The sequence below is a fragment of the Kitasatospora sp. MAP12-44 genome, assembly GCF_029892095.1.
In the GTDB taxonomy this organism is placed as follows: Bacteria; Actinomycetota; Actinomycetes; order Streptomycetales; family Streptomycetaceae; genus Kitasatospora.
This window is the reverse complement of the sequence record NZ_JARZAE010000004.1, coordinates 5,038,479-5,061,970: the sequence shown is the minus strand read 5'-3', so window position 1 is coordinate 5,061,970 and position 23,492 is coordinate 5,038,479. Positions and strand designations below refer to the sequence as shown.

The window sequence follows — 23,492 nt, the reverse complement described above, 5'->3', positions numbered from 1 at the left end:
ATTTCGCCATGCGCATCACCACCACCCGCCGCCGCACCTCCGCGACCCTGCTGGCCGGCGCCGTACTGATCGCCCTGGCCACCACGGCGTGCGGGCCGACCACCGGCGCCTCGGTCTCCACCCAGCCGAAGAAGTCGGCCGCGGCCGGCGCCCCGAGCAGCGCGAAGCCGGCCGGCGCCGCCAAGGCTCCGACCGTCGCGAAGGTGGGCGACACCATCGCCCTCAAGGGCACGGACAAGGGCGCCTCGGCCGACATCACCGTGGTCAAGGTGGTCGACAACGCCCAGAGCTCGGACGACTACAACAAGCCGGCCGACGGCAAGCGCTGGATCGCCGTCCAGCTGCGGATCAAGAACACCGGCACCGCCGCCTACAACGACGACCCGGAGAACGGCACCACCCTGCTGGACGACCAGAGCCAGTCCTACAACCCGACGGTTGCCGACATCACGGCCGGCCAGAGCTTCCCCACGCCGCTCGCCATCGCCCCCGGGGACAGCGCGCTGGGCTTCATCACCTTCGAGGTCCCCGTCGCCACCAAGCTCGTCAAGGCGCAGTTCGCCCTCGACAGCGGATTCGCCGACCAGAGCGGCCAGTGGCAGCTCTCCTGACCAGGTGGTCCCGGGGAAGCTCCGGGACCACCGATCAACAGCCGTGCTACTTCTTCGCCCCCGCCAGGTCCTCGAACATGGTGGAGAGGAACGTCCCGCACCAGGCCAGCAGTTCACGCCCGACCACCGGCTTGCCGCCGATCCGGGCGGTCGACGGACGGGGCACCAGCACCTGCTGGGTGGCACCCTTCACCTGGCTGCGCGGGTAGAGCCGGTTCAGGCGCAGCTGCTGCGACTCCCGCAGGTCGACCGGCCCGAAGCGGACGTTGGCACCCGCCAGGGTGATGTCCGCGACCCCGCACCGGCGGGCGAAGAGCCGTAGCGCCGCGACCATCAGCAGGTTCTCCACCGGGTCGGGCAACTTCCCGTAGCGGTCCGCCAGTTCGGCACGGACCTGCTCGATGTCCGACTCCGAGTTGACCGCCGCGATCGAGCGGTAGGCCTGCAGCCGCAGCCGCTCCCCCGGCGCGTAGTCGTGCGGCACGTGGGCGTCCACCGGGAGCTCGATCTTGACCTCCAGCGGCTCCTCCTCCGGCTCCCCGCCGCCGGACAGCGACTCCCGGAACTCGGCCACCGCCTCGCCGACCATCCGCATGTAGAGGTCGAAGCCGACGCCCGCGATGTGCCCGGACTGCTCGCCCCCCAGCAGGTTGCCCGCGCCGCGGATCTCCAGGTCCTTCATCGCCACGTACATGCCCGCACCCATCTCGGTGTGCTGCGCGATGGTGGCCAGCCGCTCGTGGGCGGTCTCGGTGAGCGGCTTCTCCGGCGGGTACAGCATGTAGGCGTACCCGCGCTCCCGGCCACGGCCCACCCGGCCCCGCAGCTGGTGCAGTTGGGAGAGGCCGAAGGTGTCACCGCGCTCGACGATGAGCGTGTTGGCGTTGGAGATGTCGATGCCCGACTCGACGATGGTGGTGGAGACCAGGACGTCGAACTCCTTCTCCCAGAAGTCGACCACCACCTTCTCCAGCAGGTTCTCGCCCATCTGCCCGTGCGCGGTGGCGATCCGGGCCTCGGGGACCAGCGCCTTGAGCCGGGCGGCCGCCCGGTCGATCGACTCGACCCGGTTGTGGATGTAGAACACCTGGCCCTCGCGCAGGAGTTCACGCCGGATCGCGGCCGAGATCTGCTTCTCGTCGTACGGGCCGACGAAGGTCAGCACCGGGTGCCGCTCCTCCGGCGGGGTGGTGATGGTGGACATCTCCCGGATGCCGGTGACCGCCATCTCCAGGGTGCGCGGGATCGGGGTCGCGGACATCGTCAGCACGTCCACATTGGCGCGCAGCTTCTTCAGCTGCTCCTTGTGCTCGACGCCGAAGCGCTGCTCCTCGTCGACGATGACCAGGCCCAGATCCTTGAACCTGGTCTCGGACGAGAACAGCCGGTGGGTGCCGATCACCACGTCCACCGAGCCGTCCCGCAGCCCCTCCAGGACGGCCTTCGCCTCGCTGTCGCTCTGGAACCGGGACAGCGCCTTCACCACCACGGGGAAGTTGGCGTACCGCTCGGCGAAGGTCGAGAAGTGCTGCTGCACCAGCAGCGTGGTGGGCACCAGCACGGCCACCTGCTTGCCGTCCTGCACCGCCTTGAAGGCCGCCCGGACCGCGATCTCGGTCTTGCCGTAGCCGACGTCACCGCAGATCAGCCGGTCCATCGGGACCGACTTCTCCATGTCGGACTTGACCTCGGCGATGGTGGTCAGCTGGTCGGGCGTCTCCGCGTACGGGAACGCGTCCTCCAGCTCGCGCTGCCACGGGGTGTCCGGGCCGAAGGTGTGCCCGGGGGCCGCCATCCGCGCCGAGTAGAGCTTGATCAGGTCGGCGGCGATCTCGCGGACCGCCTTCTTGGCGCGCTGCTTGGTCTTCGCCCAGTCCGCGCCGCCGAGCCGGTGCAGCGTCGGGGCCTCGCCGCCGACGTACTTGGTCACCTGGTCCAGCTGGTCGGTCGGCACGAACAGCCGGTCGCCGGGGTGCCCCTTCTTGGCGGGCGCGTACTCCAGCACCAGGTACTCGCGGGTCGCGCCCTGCACGGTGCGCTGCACCATCTCGACGTAGCGGCCCACGCCGTGCGCCTCGTGCACGACGAAGTCACCGGTCGCCAGCGCCAGCGGGTCGATCGCCTTGCGGCGGCGCGAGGGCATCCGGCGCATGTCCTTGGTGGAGGACCGCTGACCGGACAGGTCGGTCTCGGTGATCACCGTCAGCAGGTTCACCTCGTCGACGAACCCGTACTCGATCGAGCCGCAGGAGACGTAGACCACGTCCCGGGTGGGCGGCTCGGTCAGGTCGGTGGCCAGCCGGGCCGGGATGCCCTCGTTGCCGAGCATCTCGGCCAGCCGGGAGGCGGGCCCCTGGCCCTCCGTCACCATGACGACCCGCCAGTCGGCGGCCAGCCGCTCCTTGGCGTCGGCGATCGCCCGCGCGGTGTCGCCGCGGTAGGCCTCCACCGCGCGCATCCCCAGCGTCAGCGTGTTGGCGTCGAACTCCAGCACCGAGGTGACTTCGGAGTCGCTGGTGGCGAACGGGCTCACCGACCACCAGGGCAGTCCGATGCCCTGCGCGTGCTCGCGGATGTCGGCCAGCGACCAGAGCGAGGCGGCCGAGACGTCGATCTGCTCGACGTCGATCGGACGGTCTCCACCGGAGGCCGCCGCGACCCAGGAGGCGTGCAGGAACTCCTGGCTGGTCGCCACCAGGTCGGCGGCCCGGGTGCGGACCCGCTCGGGGTCGCAGACCACCGCGATGCTCCCCGAGGGCAGCACGTCGAGCAGCAGTTCCATGTCGTCCACCAGGACCGGTGCCAGCGACTCCATCCCCTCGACCGCGATGCCCTGCGCGATCTTGTCCAGGATCTCGGCCAACTCGGGGTGGGCCGCCGAGAGTTCGGCGGCGCGGGCCTTCACCTGGTCGGTCAGCAGCAGCTCCCGGCAGGGCGGCGCCCAGAGCCCGTGCTCGGCGATCTCCAGCGAGCGCTGGTCGGCCACCTTGAAGTAGCGGATCTCCTCGATCTCGTCGCCCCAGAACTCCACCCGCAGCGGGTGCTCCTCAGTCGGCGGGAAGACGTCCAGGATGCCGCCGCGGACGGCGAACTCGCCGCGCTTCTCGACCAGTTCGACCCGCGAGTAGGCGGCCGCGGCGAGCCGGCGGGCCACCGACTCCAGGTCGTGCGTCTCACCGTGCAGCAGCTGCACCGGCTCCAGCTCGGCCAGCCCCTTGACCTGCGGCTGCAGCACCGAGCGCACCGGCGCCACGATCACCTGGATCGGCCCGGCCGCCACATCTCCCCCAGACCCCTCGGGGGTCTGGGAGGTGCCCCCTTCCCTCGGGTGGACGATCCGGCGCAGCACCGCGAGCCGGCGGCCCACCGTGTCCGAGCGCGGCGAGAGCCGCTCGTGCGGCAGGGTCTCCCAGGCCGGGAACTCGGCGACGGCGTCCGGCGCCAGCAGCGAGCGCAGCGAGGCGGCCAGATCCTCGGCCTCCCGCCCGGTGGCGGTCACGGCCAGCACGGGCCGGCCGCGCTCGGCGCCGACCACCGCCAGCGAGCGGGCCAGCGCGGCGATGACGAACGGCCGGGCCGCGGGCGGCCCGACCAGGTCGAGGTGCGGACGGTGGCCGGTCGCCGCCGCCTCGATCGCCTCGGCGAGGGCGGCGTCCCGTGCGACGACATCGAGCAGTCCGGTCAGGCTCATGGAGTCTTCTTCGTCCCGTTGCTTCCAGGCGGAGCCCCCGGCACCGGTGGGTCGTGCAGCGGCCGGGCAGCATGATGGGCCCGGCACGCGGTGCGAGGGGCCGGGTCAAGGTCCCAGCGTACGCCGAGCGGGCGGGCCGCACGCGGCCAGCCACGGCCGCGCCCCCCACCAGGGACGGGAAGGGTGGCGTGCGGAAGATCGATCGTCAAGAAGTGGACATACTCCTGTCACTGCACGTCCATGGACGGCGCGCACCATGGTTCTTGTGCACGCCGCTCCAACCGTGGGGGATGGGTGTGGTGTGCCGAACGTGCTCCGATGGGGGTCGGAGCGCGAGGCCGGGCGACCCTGGGTGGGGGCGCCCGCCCAAGTGTCGGGAGTCGTGGCGCCCTTCCTGGAGGGCGCCACGAGTCCTGGCGTACTCAGAGCGACCGTGCCCGTTCCGGTCGAGCCCGCCCGAAATCCCGTCACGAGTAAGAACACCGGTGACGCCCGCTACGTGCGCGACTGCCGCCACCGGCTGACCGGGGCGGCAGTCGAGGTGCTGCAGTCACTTACGTGCGGCGGCGGCCGACCGTGTTGGGGAGGCTGTCCAGCTCGGTGCCGTCGTCGATGATCACGATCTTCGGGATGATCGCGGTCGCGTCCTCGGCGGCCGACGGGCGCGGGGCGTCCTGCGGCGGCGCGTCCTGCGGTGGGGCAGGCGGCGGGGTGGCCGGCCTGGGCGGCAGGTTCAGCAGAGCGGTCCGCGGATCGGCGGCGGTGGGCGGGGTCGGGGTCGCGGTGGCCGGACGGGCGTCCCGGACCGCCTGCGCAGCCGCCGCCTCCCGCAGCTCGACCGGAAGCCGCAGCACGGTGGTCGGCGCGTCCTGCGGCAGCACCAGCGCGGGCGCCGGGACGGGCGCCGGGACCGGGACCTCGCCGGTGTCCGCCTCCGAGGCGGCCACCACCGGCGGCGCCGCCTGCGCGGGCTGCAGGGGCTGGGGCTGGGGCTGCGCGGGCTGCTGGGGCTGCTGGCCCGGCTCGATCATCCCGACGGCCTTGCCGGTCAGCGAGGCCAGCGTGCCCTTGATGTGGTCCAGGTGGGTCTGCACCGTCTCCTGGCGCTTTTCGAACTCGACCCGCTCGCCGGCGAGCGTCGCGTTGACCTGTTCGGCCTCCCGGCGGGCCCGCTCGAGCAGCTGGTCGGCCTTGGCCTGGGCATCCGTGTCGGTCTGCTTGATCTGTCCCAGCACGGTCTCCCGGTGCTGCTCGGCCTCCCGCAGCCGGCGCTCGGCGGCCTCCGCGACCTCGGCGTCGGCGGCCGCGGCGGCCGACTCCTCGACGGCGAAGAGCTCGTCGGCCTCGCGGCGCATCTCGGCCAGCCGCACCTCGGCGCGCTCACCGGCCTCGGCGGCCTCCACCCGGGTCTTGGCGGCCTCGCCGGTGGCGGCGTCGCGCAGGGCGCGGGCCTCGCGGTTGGCCTCGCCGCGCAGCTTCTCGGCCTCGGCGCGGGTGCGCTCCTCGGTCCGGCGGGCGGCCAGGTCGGCCTCGGTGCGGGTGGTCTCGGCGTACTCCGCGGCGGCCTTGGTCAGCTCCTGCCCGGCGTCGTAGACACTGTCGCGGGTGTCCTCGGCGAAGCGCTCCGCCTTGTCGCGGATGGCCTGCGCCTCGTTCTCGGCCATCGCCATCAGGGCGAGCGCCTGCTCACTGAGCAGCGCGTAGTCGGGATCCGGCGCGTCGGCGGCGGCCTGCGCGACCTCGGCGAGCTGGGTCTCCAGCGCGCGGATGTGGGCGCCCAGCATGCTCAAACGCTGCCACGCCTCGTCGCGCTGCGCGGTCAGCGCATGCAGAGTGTGCTCGACCTGCTCGGGCGCGTACCCGCGCCGGGCAGCGGTGAAGCCGTACGACGGGACGGCGTCGCTCATGGGCTGTTTTTCCCCTCAGTGGCTGGGCGGCTGACTCGGGCGGTGCTGGTCCTCTTGACCTATTTTGCGCAGATCAGCCGGAAAGCCCAAGGAAGCGACACCGCCCGACGCCCCCGGCGGGACCGCGCCCTGCGGCGCGATCCCGCCGACATGGTGGCATCGGCTACAGCAGGCCGTCCCAGAACTGCTCCAGGAGGACCGCCCACCAGGTGTCGGGTGCCTGGAGGGCAGCCGGGTCGAGCGCGGCCAGCTCGGCCTGGAAGTCGGTGGTCCAACGCCCGGCCTGATCCGGGGTCAGTCCGTAGCGCAGCGGCCACATCCGACCGAGCAGGGCGAGCGACCGGACGAACTCCGGCACACCACTGTTGACGAAGCGGGGCTGCTCCCCGGTTCCGTCGAGATCCACCGCGACCACGGCGGCTGTGCCGTACTGCACACAGAGCTGGCGGCCGTAGTCGTTGCCGAGCACCAGATAGCCGCCGGCGTCCGGGCCGGCCGGCAGGCCGCGCTCGGCGGCCAGCTCGGCCAGCGTCGGAATCGGGCGGCCGTCCTGGGCGTGCGCCCAGAAGAACGGCCCGAAGCTGACCGGCAGGCCCGCCCAGACCAGGGTCTGCGCCACCACCTCCGGCACCCCCTGGCGGGAGACCGCGCGCTGCTCGTAGCGGAACACCGCCGGTCCGAAGAACTGCGCCAGCTCGGCCCCGAGCTGCTGCGGCGGGACGGCCGGACGCTGCGCCACCGCGCCCGGCGGCGGCAGCGGCGCCCGCACCGGCCGGGGGCGCTGCGGGCCGGCGGCCAGCTGGTGCAGCTCGTCCAGGTGGTTCAGCAGATGGGCCATGCCCGCCTGCCGCGCCGGGTGCTCACGACCGTAGGAGGCCGTGTGGGTGATCCGGACGTTCGGCCAGGAGGCCCGCACCAGGCGCGCGCAGTAGCCGCCCGGGACGTCGCAGCTCTCCAGCTCGGTGTGCAGCTCCAGGACCTGCTCGGGGGGCACGCCGAGCCGGCGCAGCTCCTGCAGGATCTTCCACTCCGGGTGCGGCGTGCCGGGCTCGCTGCGCTGCATCACCTTCTGCTCGGAGCCGTCCGGTGCGCGGTAGCTGAGCACCGCGAGGTAGCCGGGGCCGACGGTCGGCACGCCCGGCGGGACAGGCGCGCCCTGCGGCGGCAGGCCGGGGACGGGCGCGGCGGCGCCGGGCAGGCCGGGGGCCGCCGCGCCGGGCGGGACGGCCGAGGCGAGCTGGGTCGCCGCCTGCGCCACGCCGGGGTCGGCCGACGGGGTCGGGCGGGGGAGGACGGCCTTGCTGGTGGCGGCGTCGGCCAGGTCGGCAGCGCCCGGGCCGGGCGGAGCCACGGCCGGGGTGCCGCGCAGGCCGGCCGGCGGCGGGGGCGGCGGAGCGCTGCCGGCGCTGCGGCCCAGACCGACGCCGTGAGACGGACCGTCCTGGCCGCCGGGCGCGTGCAGCAGACCGCCCGGCGGCGGGGGCGGCGGGGCACTGCCGGCGCTGCGGCCCAGACCGACGCCGTGCGACGGACCGTCCTGGCCACCGGGCGCCAGCAGACCACCTGGCGGGGGCGGTGGCGGGGCGCTGCCCGCGCTGCGGCCCAGGCCCACCCCGGGGCCGGGCGTGGCCGGGGTCGCCGGGGCGCCTGCCAGGCCCTGCAGGCCGGGGACGCCGTCGGGGGAGGCCAGCATGGTCGGCGCGTAGTCCATCGACGGCGCGGGCGGTGCGGGCGGCGCGGGCGCGGGGGGCAGGTCTGCGGGCACGGCGAGCACGGTGGGCGCGGGCGCCGCCACGGGCGCAGGCGTAGGCACCGGCGCGGGCGCGGGCGCGGGCGCGGGCGCGGGCGGCGCGGCGTCGACGTAGTCGTAGCCCTCGGGGAGCGGCACCGCGGCGCCCTCCGGGAACACCGCGGGCGGCGTCTGCGCGGCCGGGGGCTCCGGCGGCGACCACGGCAGCGAGGACGGCGGCGCGAGCATGGTCGGCGCGTCCCCGGCCGGCCGGTCCGAGACCGGCGGCTCCGACAGGACGGCCGGTGCGGGCACCGGCACGGGCATGGGCGCGGCGACCGGGGCCAGGGCCGGAGCGGGGGCAGGCGCCGGAGCCGGAGCAGGCGCCTGCGGCGGCGGGCCCAGCCGGGCCGCCTCGGCGGCGATCGCCGCCTCCCCCGCCTCCTGCAGCCACTGCGGCGGGCTGAGCAGGAACGAGGTCGCCTCCACCGGCGCGGGCTTGGCCGCCGCGGCGGCCGGCGGCGGCCCGTACTCCAGCTGGTAGCCGCGGATCACGTCCTCGACCGCCAGCGCCGGCCAGAGCGTGCTCGCCCCGCTGTCCCGGGCGATCACCAGCCTGGCCGCGCCACCGTCCGAGGACGGCCCACCGGCCCGGTCCTCCGCCCAGCAGACGAACCCGAGCTCGAACTCCCGTACCCGTACCTCGCGCTGCTGGAACGGCGGCACGCCACCGTTGATCCAGTCCTCGGCGAGGTCCTGTGCCTGCGCGTACGTCACCATGCCCGGCCCGCCTCCACCGTTGTGCCGTCCTGTGTGCCCATTCCGCTGCCCATTCCGCTGCCCCTCACGCGCCGCTGCCGCCCGTCACGGCGCCGGCACCGGGACCGCGCGGGCGAACCCGCCGTCCACCATCAGCTCGGCCACCGTCTCCAGCTCCGGCGGGCTGCCGGCCAGCCGGAGCAGGAAGTCGTCGAAGGTGTCCCCGCACCGCAGCAGCAGCCGCTGCACCCGGTCCGCGGGCTCCTCGGGCGCGCCGGTGTCCCGGGCGTCGTCGTACAGGCAGAACCAGACCGAACCAAGCTCCGCGCCCCGCACCTTGAGCGCGACGATGCCGCCCTGCGCGTACGCGATGCCCAGGTAGTCCTTGGTCAGGTGGTCGCGCAGGCACTTGTTGGCGTAGACGAGGTCGTCGACCCCGTACTCCTCGCCGACCGTCAGGAACGGCTGGTCGAGCAGCAGTCCGAGCTCGGTGTCGAGCGCGACGCCGATCGGGCCGCGCCCGCCGGCCAGCTTGAGGAACGACCGGTACGGACCGGGCAGCCGGTAGCCCAGCCGCTCCTCGGCGCCCTGCAGCAGCTCCTCGCCGACGCTGAGCGGCTCGGCGCCCTCCTTGGAGAGCGAGAAGTGCACCGCCCGCCGCTCCTGCAGCGGGCGGGTGCCGCGGCGGCCGTGGTCGGCGCTGGAGCAGGCCAGTCCGCCGTGGTGCCGCAGCAGCGCCTTGACCTCGACGGGCACCAGCTCCATCCGGCGCCAGCCGGGCGCCGCACCGCCGACCGCGTGGTGCCAGGTCCAGCCGGGCGGGGTGGCGACCGGGGACTCCAGGTCGGCCCAGAGCTCGTGCCCCTGGCTGAACAGCGCGGCGTTGGCCGAGACGTAGTCGGTCAGCCGCAGCTCGTCCACGCCGAAGCCGGCGGGCGGGTCGGCGACCTCGGCCGCGGCCCGGGCGTAGGGGCCGAAGTCCGGGTGGCCCTGACCGTCCACCCGGACACCCGCCGGATACTTCGCCGCGCGCACCGGGTCGGGGAACTGCACCACCTGACCCGCGTAGGCCGCGTTGGGCGCGGCAGCGGCGCCGGGCCGACCTGTCGTCATCTGGGAGCCCCCTGGCTGAAACGGAATTGCCGGACACCAGGGTATGTGGTCGCGCACCCGCGCGGACCGGCGGATCCCCGGGCACCGAGAGCTAGCGGCACGGAAGCTTAAGTAACGATCCTGCAGGCGCAGTTGTGAACGTACTGTGCGCTCGGCGACCCCGTCCGGCACCCCCGGGTACCCCGATTCGTCAGTTGTCGGAGTCGTTTGGCAGGCTGACCCCGGACCAGGAAATGTCCCTTGGACGCGAACCCCGAGACCAAAGGAGCAGCACAGTGGCCGCACCCGTCTCCGCACCGCCGGCCGCCGCCCCGCTGCTGCGCCACCACCGGGACAGCCTGCTGCCCGCGGTGGCGGCCGCGCTCTCGCTGCGCGGCGGGGACGTGCAGACCCTGGCCGGCCGCAAGACCGACGAGCAGCCCGAGTTGCACCCGCTGATAGCCGAGTTCCACGCGCGGCTGCCGGTCGAGCAGCGCGAACGCTTCACCGGCCGCTGCCCGGAGGCCGTCCTGCTCTCCAAGTACCTGACGGCGCTGGACGCCGGCCGCTCCAAGCGCGCCGCCAAGAAGCCGCTCACCCTGCACGAGGCCCGCAAGGCGCTCAAGGGCGCCAAGCTGACGACCGTGCGAATCCGCGAGGAGGACGACCCGGCGCACGGGACGCACGCGCCGCCGTGCCGCTCCTGCGTCCCGCTGCTCGACCACCTCAGCGTGCAGAGCGTCACAGTCGCCCACACGTCCTGACCGCACACGTCCTGACCGCTGCTGCCGCACCCGTCCCGTCCACCGAGCCCGGAGTACGTCCTGAACCCGTCCGCCACCTCGGCTCCCACCCGCTCGCAGCCCCGGTTCTCCGCCGACGTCGCGGCCGCGCTCAAGCAGGCCGGCTGGCACCCCGGCCGCTGGGAGATCCGCCGAGCCGAGGAGTGGGCCGACCAGCTGCTCGCGCAGGGCTCGCCGACCGGCGTCCCGCACACGGTCTTCCCCGCGGCCGTGGAGGCCTGGGCCGAGTTCGGCGGGCTCTCCTTCGACCTGTCCGGCGCCGGCCGCCAGGTGGCCCGCACGCCGTTCCTGCTCGACCCGCTCTGCGGACTGCACCAGCCGCGCACCCTGGCCGACCTGGGCCGGGCGCTGGACAGCCGGGTCGCCCCGCTGGGCGAGGAGCTGTACGGACAGGCGCTGCTCGCCATCGACGAGGCGGGCCGGGTCTTCAGCCTGGACCACACCGGCGAGTGGTTCCTCGGCGCGGACCTCGACCAGGCGGTCAGCACGCTGGTGCTCGGCACCCTGCCCGAGCGGCTGCTGACCATCACCGACCTGCTCTGACCCACCGACCTGCTCTGACCGCCCGCCGGGCCGGTCGGCCTTAGACCGACCGGTCTTAGTTCAGCCGATCCACCCGGACCGCCAGCCTGGACGGCAGCATCGCCTCCACCCGGTAGCCGCCGTCCTGCTCGGGCCCGGCCAGGAAGCTGCCACCCAGCGCGAGGACCCGCTCGCGCATCCCCACCAGCCCGTTGCCGCCGCTGGGCAGCCGCACCTGCTCCGCCAGGACCGGGCAGTCGTTCAGCACCGCCACCCGCACGCCGTTGGGCAGATACGCCAGCAGCACCGAGACCCGCGCGCCGCCGGCATGCTTGTGCGCGTTGGTCAGCCCCTCCTGGACCACCCGGTACGCGGTCTGCTCGGCCTCCCCGCTGTACGGCTGCCGGGAGCCGCTGACGGTGAGCGAGACGGTCATCCCGGCGGCCTTGGACTGGTCGACCAGCCGGGGCAGCTCGGCCAGCACGGGCGGCACCTCGGCGGCCCGGTCCTCGTTCATCCGCAGCACCCCGAGGATCTCGCGCAGCTCGTTGAGCGCCTGCCGCCCGGTGTCGGCCATCAGCTTGGCGCTCTGCGCCGCCTTCTCCGGGTCCTTGGCGACGATCCGCTCCAGCGCTCCGGCGTGCACCACCATCAGGCTCACCCGGTGCGCCACCACGTCGTGCATCTCCCGGGCGATCCGGGTGCGCTCCTCGAGCCGGGCCCGCCGGGCGCGCTCGCGGGCCTGCTCGGCGAGCAGGCCGAGCTCGGCCTCCAGGCCGTGCGCCCGGTCCTTCAGCGACTCCACCAGCCGGCGCCGGGCGCCGATGTAGAGGCCGGTGACCACCGGCGGCACGGTGAGGCCCACCGACACCAGCACCGAGATCAGGACGGTGACCCAGGTCGGCGGCAGCACCTCGCCGGGTTGCGGGTCGGCGCTGAGGAAGAGGAAGAGCACCATCCCGAGCGTCTCCGCGAAGACCACCGAGGAGAGCGCCAGCACCCGCCGCCGCCGGGACGGCCAGGTCCAGGTGGACGCCAGGGTGTACAGCGAGACCATCAGCAGCACGACGCCGAAGAGCGCGGGCACCAGGATCATCGACACCAGCACCGGCGCGGCCGGCCAGCGCCGCCGCACCAGCAGGGTGGCCCCGCCCAGCGCGCCGATCACCGCTGCCGGCACCGCGAGGACCAGGCCCAGGTGCAGCCGGTCGCCGACGAAGCCGAAGCCGCCGACCGCGCACTCCAGCGCGGCCAGTGCGGCCAGGATTCCGTCCAGAAGCGCGCCTCGCCGCCGCTCCCACCACCACAAGCCGCGGGCCGACGCGCCCTCCCCAGGCGACATGCTCATAGCGCACAGCCTAAGCGAGCCGCCCGGCCCGCCCCACCGGGTTACCGGGTTACCGGGAGGTCTTCGACAGGCTCCCGGGCCCGGCTGTCCGCCATCCGGCCACTGCCACGGTCCAGACCACCGCTCGACCTATATTGGTCCGGTCGGACAGCGCGGTCCGTCGTTGCCGAACCCCACCTTCCCAGGGAGCCAGCCGTGACCGCTCAGGTCCCCACTTCGGCCGACCAGCCGAGTGCCGATCCGGCCGCCGACAATGCCGCCCTGCGCGCCGACATCCGCAGACTCGGCGACCTGCTCGGCGAGACGCTGGTCCGCCAGGAGGGGCAGGAGCTCCTCGACCTGGTCGAACAGGTCCGCCGGCTCACCCGCACGGACGGAGAGGCCGCCGCCCAGCTGCTCTCGGAGATCGACCTGGAGACCGCGGCCAAGCTGGTCCGCGCCTTCTCCACCTACTTCCACCTCGCCAACGTCACCGAGCAGGTGCACCGCGGCCGGGAGTTCGCCACCCGCCGGGCGCGCGAGGGCTCGCTGCTCGCGCAGACCGCCGACCAGCTGGCCGACGCGGACCCCAAGCACCTCGCGAACACCCTGGCCCACCTGGCCGTCCGCCCGGTCTTCACCGCGCACCCCACCGAGGCGGCCCGCCGCAGCGTGCTCAACAAGCTGCGCCGGATCGGCGAGCTGCTGGAGCGCATCCACCGCGAGCACGTGGCCTCCGGCCTCGCTGCCTCCGACCCGGTGCGGCACTCCTCGGCCAAGCGCTCCGCCGACCGCCGGCTTGCCGAGGTGATCGACCTGCTCTGGCAGACCGACGAGCTGCGGATCGCCCGTCCCGAGCCCACCGACGAGGCCCGCAACGCCGTCTACTACCTGGACGAGCTCTACCGCGAGGCCGTCCCCGAGGTGCTGGAGGAGCTGCACGAGGAGCTGGCCCGGGTCGGCCTGGCGCTGCCCGAGGGCGTCCGCCCGCTGACCTTCGGCAGCTGGATCGGCGGCGACCGGGACGGCAATCCCAACGTCACCCCGCAGGTCACCTGGGACGTCCTCAACCTGCAGCACGAGTACGGCATCAAGGACGCCCTGGACGCCGTCGACGACCTGCGCAACTCGCTCTCCACCTCGGTCCGCCTCGCCGGCGCCTCCGCCGAGCTGCTCGACTCGCTCGACGCCGACCTCGCGGCGCTCCCCGAGCTGAGCCCGCGCTACAAGCGGATGAACGCCGAGGAGCCCTACCGGCTCAAGGCCACCTGCGTCCGGCTCAAGCTGGAGAACACCCGCGAGCGGCTGGCCCACGGCACCCCGCACGTGCCCGGCCGCGACTACCTGGGCACCCGCGGGTTGATCTCCGACCTCAAGCTCATCCAGGAGTCGCTGCGCTGCCACCGCGGCGAGCTGATCGCCGACGGCCGGCTCGCCCGGGCGATCCGCACCGTCGAGGCGTTCGGCCTGCAGCTGGCCACCATGGACGTCCGCGAGCACGCCGAGGCGCACCACCACGCGCTCGGCCAGCTCTTCGACCGGCTCGGCGAGGAGGCCTGGCGCTACGCCGACATGCCGCGCGAGTACCGCCAGAAGCTGCTGGCCAAGGAACTGCGCTCGCGCCGCCCGCTGGCCCCCTCCCCCGCGCCGCTGGACGCCGCCGGCACCAAGACACTCGGCGTCTTCAACACCATCCGCGAGGGCTTCGAGCGGTTCGGCGACGAGATCGTCGAGAGCTACATCATCTCGATGTGCCAGGGCGCGGACGACATCTTCGCCGCCACCGTGCTGGCCCGCGAGGCGGGCCTGATCGACCTGCACGCCGGGATCGCCACCATCGGCATCGTGCCGCTGCTGGAGACCACCGACGAGCTGCAGCAGGCCGACCGGATCCTCGACGAGATGCTCTGCGACCCGTCCTACCGCCTGCTGGTCTCGCTGCGCGGGGACGTCCAGGAGGTCATGCTCGGCTACTCGGACTCCTCCAAGTTCGGCGGCATCACCACCTCGCAGTGGGAGATCCACCGCGCCCAGCGCCGGCTGCGCGACGTCGCCCACCGCTACGGCATCCGGCTGCGGCTCTTCCACGGCCGCGGCGGCACGGTCGGCCGCGGCGGCGGCCCCTCGCACGAGGCGATCCTCGCGCAGCCGTGGGGCACCCTGGAGGGCGAGATCAAGGTGACCGAGCAGGGCGAGGTGATCTCCGACAAGTACCTGCTGCCCTCGCTGGCCCGGGAGAACCTGGAGCTGACCCTCTCGGCCACGCTGGCCGCCTCCGCGCTGCACACCTCGCCGCGCCAGGCGCCCGAGGAGCTGGCCCGCTGGGACGCCGCGATGGACCAGGTCTCCGAGGCCGCGCACACCTCCTACCGGGCCCTGGTCGAGCAGGAGGACCTGCCGAAGTACTTCTTCGCGGCCACCCCGGTCGACCAGCTGGCCTCGCTGCACCTGGGCTCGCGCCCGTCCCGCCGCCCGGACTCCGGCGCGGGCCTGGACGGCCTGCGGGCCATCCCGTGGGTCTTCGGCTGGACCCAGTCGCGGCAGATCGTCCCCGGTTGGTACGGCGTCGGCTCCGGCCTGGCCGCCGCCCGTGAGGCGGGGCTCGGCGATGTGCTGGCCGAGATGCACGGCTCCTGGCACTTCTTCCAGAACTTCCTGTCCAATGTCGCGATGACGCTGGCCAAGACCGATCTGCGGATCGCCCGCCACTACGTCGAGACCCTGGTGCCGACCGAGTTGCGCTATGTCTTCGACCAGATCACGGCCGAGCACGACCTCACCCTCAAGGAGGTGCTCCGCCTCACCGGTGAGAGCGAACTCCTGGAGTCCAACGAGGTGTTGAAGCAGACCTTCACGGTCCGCGACGCCTACCTCGACCCGATCTCCTACCTCCAGGTGTCGCTGCTCAGGCGTCAGCGCGAGGACGTCGCCGCCGGTCTCCCGGAGGACCCACTGCGCGCCCGCGCCCTGCTGCTGACCGTCAACGGGATCGCCGCGGGCCTGCGCAACACCGGCTGACACAGCCGCAAAGACACAGTGGGGACGGCCCGTTCGGGCCGTCCCCACTGTGCGTCCTACTACTCCCTGCTACTCCGTGGGCTTGGCGCTGCGCCGGCGCTTGAGCCAGACCACGCCGCCGCCCCCGGCGACCACCAGGCCGCCGCCGACCGCGACCAGGCCCGCGTCACTGCCGACGCTGCCGATGAAGCTGCCGGCCAGCGCGGTGGCGGCGGGTCCCGCGGGCGAGGCCGAGGGCGACTCCTGCGGCGCGTCGGCCAGTTGGGCGTTGACATCGCTCGACGCCCGCAGCGACTGGTGTCGAGCGCCGCCGTGCCCGCCGCCGCCGTAGTTCGCGACCCGGGTGGTGCTGGCGGAGGCCGAGGGGCTCGGCAGCGCGGGGCAGCCGCTGGGGCGCGGCTCGGCGGGCGGCGGCGAGACGGGCGCGCCGGAGCGGGTCGCCGAAGCGGAGGCGGAGGCGGAGGCCGTCCCGGTCGGCGAGCCGCTCGGCGCCGGCGGGCAACTCGGGGAGGCCGAAGCGGAGGCGGACGGCGGCGCGGAGATCGGCGGCGAAGCCCCGGCGCCCGGCGCGCCGGACACCGGGTTGCTCGCGGCGGCGGAGGCCGGCGGCGCGGCGGCCGAGGCCGAGGGCGGGCCGGCCGGGCCGCTCTCCAGGAGGCTCACCAACGGCGCGGGATCGGCCTGCGCGAGCGGCGCACTCACCGTCAGCATCCCACCGACCGTCAGCAGGCCGCCCGCGACCGCCCATGCCGTACGCAACCGCAACTGCCCTGCGCCCACACGCGCCCCAATCTCCCAAAGTCCGGGTTGACCGTATCCGATCCGACCAGGCCCCCGGTCCCCGGAACGGGGGCTGCGGAGAAGAGTTGTACGACTGTTGCCCCACCCGTCACACGCGCCCCGGACGGTGCCGGTCGGTCTCAGGAGTTGTAGGTGCCCTGGGCGCGTTCCAGCCCCTCGGTCAGCAGTGCCTCGACCGCGTCGGCCGACCGGTCCACGAACCAGTCCAGCTCCTTGCGCTCGGCGGAGGAGAAGTCCTTGAGGACGAAGTCCGCGACCTCCATCCGCCCCGGCGGACGTCCCACCCCGCAGCGCACCCGGTAGTAGTCGGGGCCGAGCGACTTGGTGATCGACTTCAGCCCGTTGTGGCCGTTGTCGCCGCCGCCCAGCTTGAGCCGCAGCGCGGCGTAGTCGATGTCCAGCTCGTCGTGGACCGCCACGATCGCGGAGGTCGGCGCCTTGTAGAAGTCGCGCAGCGCGGTCACCGGTCCGCCGGAGAGGTTCATGAAGGTCATCGGCTTGGCCAGCACCACCCGCTGCCCGGCCAGCCGGCCCTCGGCGACCTGGGCGCGGCTCTTGTGCGCCTTGAACTTCGCGCCGATCCGCGTCGCCAGCAGGTCCACGACCATGAACCCGATGTTGTGCCGGTTGCGGGCGTAGCCCTCCCCCGGATTGCCCAGTCCGGCGATCAGCCAGGGCCCTGTGTACTCGTCGCTCATCCGCGTTCCTCCTCGTCAACCGACATCATCCCGGACGCGACGCTGCCCCGGCTCCCCACCGAAAGGGGGAGCCGGGGCAGCGCGCGAGGTCTTCAGGCGAAGACCCTGCGGGATCAGGCGTTGGCAGCGGCCTCGTCGGCGGCCTCGGCGTCCGCGTCGGCCTGCGAGGCCTGCGCACCGATGACCTGCAGCACGACGGTGTCGGCCTCGACGGCCAGCGTGGTGCCCTTGGGGAGCGTGATGTCGCCGGCCAGGATCGAGGCGCCGGCCTCCAGGCCCTGGACCGAGACGGTGACCGACTCGGGCAGGTGGGTGGCCTCGGCCTCGACCGGCAGGTTGTTCAGGACGTGCTCGAGCAGGTTGCCGCCCGGGGCCAGCTCGCCCTCGGTCAGCACCGGGATCTCGACGGTGACCTTCTCGCCGCGCTTCACCAGCAGCAGGTCGACGTGCTCGATCGAGCGCTTGATGGCCTCGCGCTGGACGGCCTTCGGCAGGACGAACTCGTCCTTGCCCTCGATCGGGACGACCAGCAGGGCGTTCGGGGTCTTGAGCGCCATCATCAGGGCGTGGCTCGGCAGGTTCAGGTGAACCGGAGCGTGGCCGTGACCGTAGACGACACCGGGAACGAAGCCGGCGCGGCGGGCGCGGCGAGCGGCACCCTTGCCGAACTCGTTGCGGGGCTCGGCGGCAAGGCGGATCTCGGACACGACTGCACTCCTCGGGACTGACGCGGGGGTGCAGGCGACACTCGTACGGTGGTCATACGAGGCCCGGAAAGCCAGAAGCCGCCGGGACCACACCCTCAAGAATGTTGGGGGGATCACTCGGCGGCGGACCACTCTGCCGACCACCGGAAATCCGGCCGCGGCAGCGCGTCGATCACGGATGCGGGCACCCCTACGGGCACACGGCTTCCCTCGCCGAGCAGTCTCACGAGTCTAACCGCACCCGCCGTCAACCGTGAAATCGGCCCCGCTCCACACCCCCGAACAGGGGGCGCGAAGGGGGGCCGATCTGACGACCGATCAGAGATCAGTGCACACCCTCGAAGAGGCTGGTCACCGAGCCCTCCTCGAAGACCTCGCGGATCGCGGCGGCGATCGACGGGGCGATGGAGAGCGTGGTGACCTTGTCGAGCTGGAGCTCGGCGGGGGTCGGCAGGGTGTTGGTGAAGACGAACTCGCTGACCCGGGAGTTCTTCAGGCGGTCCGCGGCGGGGCCCGAGAGCACGCCGTGGGTGGCGGCCACGATGACGTCCGCGGCGCCGTTCTCGAAGAGCGCGTCGGCGGCGGCGCAGATCGTGCCGGCCGTGTCGATCATGTCGTCGACCAGGACGCAGACCCGGCCCTTGACGTCACCGACCACCTCGGCGGACAGGATGGTGTTGGCCTGGCTCATGTCGCGGCGCTTGTGGATGATCGCCAGCGGGGCGTCCAGCCGGTCGCACCACTGGTCGGCCACCTTCACCCGACCGGCGTCCGGCGAGACGATGGTGAGCTTGCTGCGGTCGACCTTGCCGCCCACGTAGTCGCAGAGCAGCGGCAGCGCGAACAGGTGGTCCACCGGGCCGGAGAAGAAGCCCTGGATCTGCGCGGTGTGCAGGTCCACGGCCATGATCCGGTCGGCGCCCGCGGCGGCCAGCAGGTCGGCGATCAACCGGGCCGAGATGGGCTCGCGGCCGAGGTGCTTCTTGTCCTGCCGGGCGTAGCCGTAGAAGGGCAGGATCGCGGTGATGCTCCGGGCGGAGGCCCGCTTCAGAGCGTCGATCATGATCAACTGCTCCATGATCCACTGGTTGATGGGAGCCGTGTGGCTCTGCATCACGAAACAGTCCGCCCCGCGGGCGGAGTCCAGGAAGCGGACGTAGATCTCGCCGTTGGCGAAGTCCAGCGCCTTGGTCGGGACCAGATCGGTGCCCAGCGCCTCGGCCACCTCCCTCGCCAGCTCGGGGTGGGCACGGCCGGAGAAGAGCTTCAGTTTCTTCTCACCCGACGTCGTGATCCCGCTCACTGCACCGTCTCCTCGTATTTACTGCCGCACGGTCCCGGCGCGCCGCACCCGGGCGGCTGAGCCGCCCGGGCCGGTGGTCGACAGGATTGGGGGTACGCCTCGACACGGGCTACAGCCCCACGGCGCACGTATGTACTCCAGGTTACGCGCCCGCTCGGAAAGCGGGCCTCCCGGGACCGCTGCTCGGGTGCCCCGCCCGTCGGCTCAGGCCTCCGCAGCCCCATCGAGCGCATCGGCCGCGGCCTGCGCGGACGCGGTACCGGGGCGCTTGCGGGCCACGTACCCCTCGACATTGCGCTGCTGTGCGCGGCCCACGCCGAGTGCGCCGGGGGGCACGTCCTGGCTGATCACCGAGCCGCCGGCGGTGTAAGCGCCGTCACCCACGGTGACCGGTGCGATCAGCATGGTGTCGACGCCGATCCGGGTGTGCGCCCCGATGACCGTGCGGTTCTTGTTCACACCGTCCCAGTTGGCGGTGACCGAGGCGGCGCCGATGTTGGCACCCTCGCCGATCGTCGCGTCGCCCATGTACGACAGGTGCGGCACCTTGGCGCCCGCGCCGATCTGGGACTTCTTGATCTCCACGAAGGTACCGACCTTCGCCTTCACGCCGACCTGCACGCCGCCGCGCAGGTACGCGTACGGGCCGACGGTGGCACCCTCGGCGATCTCCGCGCGGTCCGCCGTGGTGTTCGTCACATGAGCGCCGGCGCCCACCGCGGTGTCGGTCAGCGTGCAGTTCGGGCCCACCTCGCAGCCCTCGCCCAGATGGGTGGCACCGTGCAGCTGGGTGTTCGGCAGCACCACCGCGTCCAGCTGGTAGGTCACCTCGACGTCGAACCAGGTGGTCGCCGGGTCCACCACGGTGACGCCCGCGCGCATCGCGCGCTCCACCAGGCGGGCGTTCAGCAGCCGGCGGGCCTCCGCCAGCTGGACCCGGTCGTTGATGCCCAGGATGTCCCGGTAGTCCTCGGCGACCACGGCACCGACCCGGTGGCCGGAGGTCCGCAGGATCTCCAGGGTGTCGGTGAGGTACTCCTCGCCCTGCGCGTTGTCGGTGCCGATCCGGCCGAGCGCCTCGGCCAGCAGCTTGCCCTCGAAGGCGTACACGCCCGAGTTGATCTCGGTGATCGCGCGCTGCGCCTCGGTGGCGTCCTTGTGCTCGACGATCGCGGTGACGCAGTCCAGCTCGGCGTCGCGCAGGATCCGGCCGTAGCCGGTCGGGTCGGGCACCCGCGCGGTCAGCACGGTGACCCCGTTGCCCTCCACGGCGTGCCGCTCGGCCAGCGCCCGCAGGGTCGCGCCGGTCAGCAGCGGGGTGTCCCCGCTGGTGACGATCACCGTGCCGTCCAGCGCGGCGCCGTCGGCGACCAGCGCCTCCAGCGCGGCGCGGGCGGCGTGCCCGGTGCCGTTCTGCTGCTGCTGCACCGCGGCCAGCACGCCCGGGTACGCCCCCTCCAGGTGGCCCTCCACCAGTTCCCGGCGGTGGCCGACCACGACCACCAGGCGCCGGGGCGTCAGCTCCTGGGCGGCGGTGACCACATGGCCCAGCAGGCTCCGGCCGCAGACCGGGTGCAGCACCTTCGGCAGCGCCTTCGACTTCATCCGGGAGCCCTCACCAGCGGCGAGCACGACAACGGCGGCGGGGGAGTTGACACTCACGCGGGAGGCTCCTTGGGGGTGGCCGAACGGCGGGGGAAGTCCGGTGCGCAGCTCCGCACGCCCGCACACGGACCAGTTCAGAGAATAACCGCGACGCACCTGGGAGATCGCTGGATGCCATCGGCCGCAGAGCGGTGCCGGGCAGCGGGCGGCGCGGGCGGCGGGACCGAATCGCCCGGACGGGCCCTGGCCGTGGAAGCCGGGACGCGGACGTCCCCGGCCCCCACGGAACACGCTCCGCCGGTTGGATTCGAACCAACACTGCAAGGCTTCAAAGGCCTGCGGGCTGCCGATTACCCCACGGCGGATAGCTGCTCAGACCATACCGGAGTCGCACCCCCACTGGGTATTGACTCCCCACCCCCGCACGGCACCCGGGACCGGTGAACAGGGCACACAGGGCCGGTGAACGCGACCGCGCCGCACTTCCCTTTCGGGTTGCGCAGTACCTACGATGCCGTAGGTTACGCAGTCGTAGGCTCCGCCCGCTCTGTCCAGTTTCCTCCCTCAAGGGACCCTTATGACCATGCAGGCCAGCGAAGCGCGTCCCGACGCCGCCGCCGTACCCGCCTCACAGATCTCCGCCACCCGCGGCGGTGAGAAGCAGGGTCCCGCCGAGCGGATCGCCCTCGGCATCTTCATCGCCGTACCGTTCCTGGCCCTGATCGCGGCCGTCCCGGTGGCCTGGGGCTGGGGGCTCGGCTGGACCGACCTCGCGATCGCCACGGTGATGTACTTCGTCGCCTGCCACGGCATCACCGTCGGCTACCACCGCTTCTTCACCCACCGCTCCTTCAAGGCCAACCGCGCCCTGAAGATCGCCGTCGCGGTGGCCGGCAGCCTGGCCATCGAGGGCCCGGTGGTGCGCTGGGTGGCCGACCACCGCAAGCACCACAAGTTCTCCGACAAGGAGGGCGACCCGCACTCGCCGTGGCGCTACGGCGAGACGCTGCCCGCCCTGCTCAAGGGCCTGTGGTGGGCGCACATGGGCTGGCTCTTCGACGAGGAGCAGACCCCGCAGCACATCTACGCCCCCGACCTGGTGAAGGACCCCGACATCCGGGCGGTCTCCCGGCTGTTCTGGCTCTGGACGACGATCTCGATGCTGCTGCCGCCGCTGGTCGGCGGTCTGGTCACGATGTCCTGGCAGGGCGCGCTGACCGCCTTCTTCTGGGGCTCGCTGGTGCGGGTCGCCCTGCTGCACCACGTCACCTGGTCGATCAACTCGATCTGCCACGCGGTGGGCGCACGGCCGTTCAAGTCCCGCGACCGCTCGGGCAACGTGTGGTGGCTGGCGGTGCTCTCCTGCGGCGAGTCCTGGCACAACCTGCACCACGCCGATCCGACCTCGGCGCGGCACGGCGTGCTCCGGGGCCAGATCGACTCCTCGGCCCGGCTGATCCGCTGGTTCGAGCAGGCCGGCTGGGCGCGCGACGTCCGTTGGCCCGACGCCGAGCGCATCGACGCCCGCCGCACCGCATGACCCGGCGACTACAGCATGATGGAGGGGTGAACGGGAGCAACGGAGACACCGCAGACGGCCATCGCCCGCCCCCACGTGCCGGGGCGGGTCCGACCGCTGGCCGCACCGGCTCCGCCACCCCGGCCCGCGGGCGCAGCGGCCGGGTCCGGATGACGGGCAAGCAGCGCCGGGAGCAGCTGCTGGACATCGGGCGCTCGGTCTTCGCCGAGCGCGGCTACGACGGCACCTCGGTGGAGGAGATCGCCGAGCGGGCCGGCGTCTCCAAGCCGGTGGTCTACGAGCACTTCGGCGGCAAGGAGGGCCTCTACGCGGTGGTGGTCGACCGCGAGATGCAGCTGCTGCTCGACATGGTCACCGGCGCGCTCACCGGCGGGCACTCCCGGGAGCTGCTGGAGCAGGCCGCCTTCGCGCTGATGGACTACATCGACACCTCGACCGACGGCTTCAAGATCCTGGTCCGCGACTCTCCGGTCGCCCAGTCCACCGGCACCTTCGCCTCGCTGATCAGCGACATCGCCACTCAGGTCGAGGACATCCTCGGCCTGGAGTTCAAGGCCCGCGGCTTCGACGCGCGGCTCGCGCCGATGTACTCGCAGATGCTGGTCGGCATGGTGGCGCTGACCGGTCAGTGGTGGCTCGAGGTGCGCAAGCCGCAGAAGTCCGAGGTGGCGGCCCACCTGGTGAACCTGGCCTGGCACGGCCTGGAGGGCATGGAGCGCCACCCCAAACTGGTCGGCGAGCGCAAGACCTGAACCGACCGATCAGCGGGTCGTTAGTCGGGTCGTCCGTTGGGTCGTTCGTCGGCGAGAGTTTTCTCGATGTCAAGAGGCTTCATATCGACAGAACCACCGATACACTGATCGACATGGAGGACGAGGTCGACCGCCTGGTCGCAGCATGGCGCCGAGAGCGCCCCGACCTCGACGTGCAACCACTCCAGGTGCTCAGCCGGGTCAGCCGGCTCGCCCGCCACCTGGACCGGGCCCGCCGCACCGCGTTCGCCGAGCACGGCCTGGAGCCCTGGGAGTTCGACGTCCTGACGGCGCTTCGGCGGGCCGGCGAGCCCTACCAGCTCTCCCCCGGGCAGCTGCTCACCCAGACCCTGGTCACCTCCGGCACGATGACCAACCGGATCGACCGGCTGGCGGGCAAGGACCTGGTCCTGCGGCTGCCCGACCCGGACGACCGGCGCGGCGTCCTGGTGCGCCTCACCGCGACCGGCCAGGAACGGGCCGACCAAGCGCTCGCCGGGCTGCTCGCGCACGAGCGGGAGCTGCTCGCCCAGCTCAGCGGCGGCCAGCAGGCCGAGCTCGCGGGGCTGCTGCGCCAGCTGGTCGCCCCGTTCGACAACATCCCCGGCTGAGCCCATTCCCGGCTGA

Annotated in this window: 17 protein-coding genes and 1 tRNA gene; 7 read left to right on the top strand and 11 right to left on the bottom strand. The window is 73.0% G+C overall.

Features of this window, described 5'->3' with window-relative positions; genetic code table 11:
• Positions 1–8: 8 nt before the first annotated feature.
• A complete protein-coding gene (locus P3T34_RS23655) occupies positions 9–611 on the top strand; it encodes a DUF4352 domain-containing protein (RefSeq protein WP_280668044.1) in 603 nt (200 codons plus the stop codon).
• Positions 612–657: 46 nt separating this feature from the next.
• Here P3T34_RS23655 and mfd read toward each other — a convergent pair whose 3' ends face one another.
• The 4 genes from mfd to P3T34_RS23635 form a co-directional block, all read right to left on the bottom strand.
• Positions 658–4,302, bottom strand: a complete 3,645-nt coding sequence (gene mfd, locus P3T34_RS23650) for a transcription-repair coupling factor (RefSeq protein ID WP_280668043.1) — start codon at positions 4,300–4,302, stop codon at positions 658–660.
• 554 nt (positions 4,303–4,856) lie between these two features.
• Positions 4,857–6,209 carry a hypothetical protein gene (locus tag P3T34_RS23645; protein WP_280668042.1) on the bottom strand — a complete coding sequence of 451 codons (1,353 nt, stop codon included), beginning with the start codon at positions 6,207–6,209 and terminating at the stop codon, positions 4,857–4,859.
• Between the two features lie 163 nt (positions 6,210–6,372).
• Positions 6,373–8,718 (bottom strand): SUKH-4 family immunity protein, encoded by a 2,346-nt coding sequence (locus P3T34_RS23640; protein WP_280668041.1) that lies wholly within the window; start codon positions 8,716–8,718, stop codon positions 6,373–6,375.
• A gap of 84 nt (positions 8,719–8,802) precedes the next feature.
• A complete protein-coding gene (locus P3T34_RS23635; RefSeq protein ID WP_280668040.1) occupies positions 8,803–9,810 on the bottom strand; it encodes an SMI1/KNR4 family protein in 1,008 nt (335 codons plus the stop codon).
• Between the two features lie 275 nt (positions 9,811–10,085).
• Here P3T34_RS23635 and P3T34_RS23630 point away from each other — a divergent pair, with 275 nt between their 5' ends.
• The gene (locus P3T34_RS23630) at positions 10,086–10,553 is read left to right on the top strand and encodes a YwqJ-related putative deaminase (protein WP_280668039.1); all 468 of its coding nucleotides are present in this window, start codon (positions 10,086–10,088) and stop codon (positions 10,551–10,553) included.
• A 60-nt stretch (positions 10,554–10,613) separates the two neighbouring features.
• Positions 10,614–11,135: an SUKH-3 domain-containing protein gene (locus tag P3T34_RS23625; protein ID WP_280672326.1), complete on the top strand. Its 522-nt coding sequence runs from the start codon at positions 10,614–10,616 to the stop codon at positions 11,133–11,135.
• Between the two features lie 55 nt (positions 11,136–11,190).
• Here the strand turns inward: P3T34_RS23625 and P3T34_RS23620 are convergent, their stop codons facing one another.
• Entirely contained in the window at positions 11,191–12,462 is a 1,272-nt protein-coding gene (locus P3T34_RS23620; RefSeq protein WP_280668038.1) for a histidine kinase, read from the bottom strand.
• A 195-nt stretch (positions 12,463–12,657) separates the two neighbouring features.
• Here P3T34_RS23620 and ppc point away from each other — a divergent pair, with 195 nt between their 5' ends.
• Positions 12,658–15,459, top strand: coding sequence for a phosphoenolpyruvate carboxylase (gene ppc / locus P3T34_RS23615; protein WP_280668037.1), 2,802 nt, complete (start codon positions 12,658–12,660; stop codon positions 15,457–15,459).
• A 69-nt stretch (positions 15,460–15,528) separates the two neighbouring features.
• Here the strand turns inward: ppc and P3T34_RS23610 are convergent, their stop codons facing one another.
• The 6 genes from P3T34_RS23610 to P3T34_RS23585 all read right to left on the bottom strand — a co-directional run bounded on the left by P3T34_RS23610 (position 15,529) and on the right by P3T34_RS23585 (position 20,938).
• Positions 15,529–16,218 carry a hypothetical protein gene (locus tag P3T34_RS23610; protein WP_280668036.1) on the bottom strand — a complete coding sequence of 230 codons (690 nt, stop codon included), beginning with the start codon at positions 16,216–16,218 and terminating at the stop codon, positions 15,529–15,531.
• A 161-nt stretch (positions 16,219–16,379) separates the two neighbouring features.
• A complete protein-coding gene (pth, locus tag P3T34_RS23605) occupies positions 16,380–16,958 on the bottom strand; it encodes an aminoacyl-tRNA hydrolase (protein WP_280668035.1) in 579 nt (192 codons plus the stop codon).
• A gap of 113 nt (positions 16,959–17,071) precedes the next feature.
• The gene (locus P3T34_RS23600) at positions 17,072–17,665 is read right to left on the bottom strand and encodes a 50S ribosomal protein L25/general stress protein Ctc (RefSeq protein WP_280668034.1); all 594 of its coding nucleotides are present in this window, start codon (positions 17,663–17,665) and stop codon (positions 17,072–17,074) included.
• Positions 17,666–17,990: 325 nt separating this feature from the next.
• Entirely contained in the window at positions 17,991–18,968 is a 978-nt protein-coding gene (locus P3T34_RS23595; RefSeq protein ID WP_280668033.1) for a ribose-phosphate diphosphokinase, read from the bottom strand.
• A 204-nt stretch (positions 18,969–19,172) separates the two neighbouring features.
• Positions 19,173–20,630, bottom strand: a complete 1,458-nt coding sequence (glmU, locus tag P3T34_RS23590) for a bifunctional UDP-N-acetylglucosamine diphosphorylase/glucosamine-1-phosphate N-acetyltransferase GlmU (protein ID WP_280668032.1) — start codon at positions 20,628–20,630, stop codon at positions 19,173–19,175.
• A gap of 235 nt (positions 20,631–20,865) precedes the next feature.
• A tRNA-Gln gene (locus P3T34_RS23585) sits at positions 20,866–20,938 on the bottom strand.
• A gap of 212 nt (positions 20,939–21,150) precedes the next feature.
• Here P3T34_RS23585 and P3T34_RS23580 point away from each other — a divergent pair.
• The 3 genes from P3T34_RS23580 (at position 21,151) to P3T34_RS23570 (ending at position 23,476) form a co-directional block, all read left to right on the top strand.
• Entirely contained in the window at positions 21,151–22,113 is a 963-nt protein-coding gene (locus P3T34_RS23580) for a fatty acid desaturase (RefSeq protein WP_280668031.1), read from the top strand.
• A 26-nt stretch (positions 22,114–22,139) separates the two neighbouring features.
• The gene (locus P3T34_RS23575) at positions 22,140–22,865 is read left to right on the top strand and encodes a TetR/AcrR family transcriptional regulator (RefSeq protein WP_280668030.1); all 726 of its coding nucleotides are present in this window, start codon (positions 22,140–22,142) and stop codon (positions 22,863–22,865) included.
• A gap of 113 nt (positions 22,866–22,978) precedes the next feature.
• Positions 22,979–23,476, top strand: coding sequence for a MarR family transcriptional regulator (locus tag P3T34_RS23570; RefSeq protein ID WP_280668029.1), 498 nt, complete (start codon positions 22,979–22,981; stop codon positions 23,474–23,476).
• The last annotated feature ends 16 nt before the right edge of the window (positions 23,477–23,492 follow it).

What these genes read in the sequence shown, in the direction of transcription:
- P3T34_RS23620 (WP_280668038.1), bottom strand. Translation starts at nt 12,462, where the DNA reads ATGAGCATGTCGCCTGGGGAGGGCGCGTCGGCCCGCGGCTTGTGGTGG.
- P3T34_RS23640 (WP_280668041.1), bottom strand. Translation starts at nt 8,718, where the DNA reads ATGGTGACGTACGCGCAGGCACAGGACCTCGCCGAGGACTGGATCAAC.
- P3T34_RS23580 (WP_280668031.1), top strand. Translation starts at nt 21,151, where the DNA reads ATGACCATGCAGGCCAGCGAAGCGCGTCCCGACGCCGCCGCCGTACCC.
- mfd (WP_280668043.1), bottom strand. Translation starts at nt 4,302, where the DNA reads ATGAGCCTGACCGGACTGCTCGATGTCGTCGCACGGGACGCCGCCCTC.
- P3T34_RS23645 (WP_280668042.1), bottom strand. Translation starts at nt 6,209, where the DNA reads ATGAGCGACGCCGTCCCGTCGTACGGCTTCACCGCTGCCCGGCGCGGG.
- P3T34_RS23655 (WP_280668044.1), top strand. Translation starts at nt 9, where the DNA reads ATGCGCATCACCACCACCCGCCGCCGCACCTCCGCGACCCTGCTGGCC.
- P3T34_RS23570 (WP_280668029.1), top strand. Translation starts at nt 22,979, where the DNA reads ATGGAGGACGAGGTCGACCGCCTGGTCGCAGCATGGCGCCGAGAGCGC.
- P3T34_RS23635 (WP_280668040.1), bottom strand. Translation starts at nt 9,810, where the DNA reads ATGACGACAGGTCGGCCCGGCGCCGCTGCCGCGCCCAACGCGGCCTAC.
- pth (WP_280668035.1), bottom strand. Translation starts at nt 16,958, where the DNA reads ATGAGCGACGAGTACACAGGGCCCTGGCTGATCGCCGGACTGGGCAAT.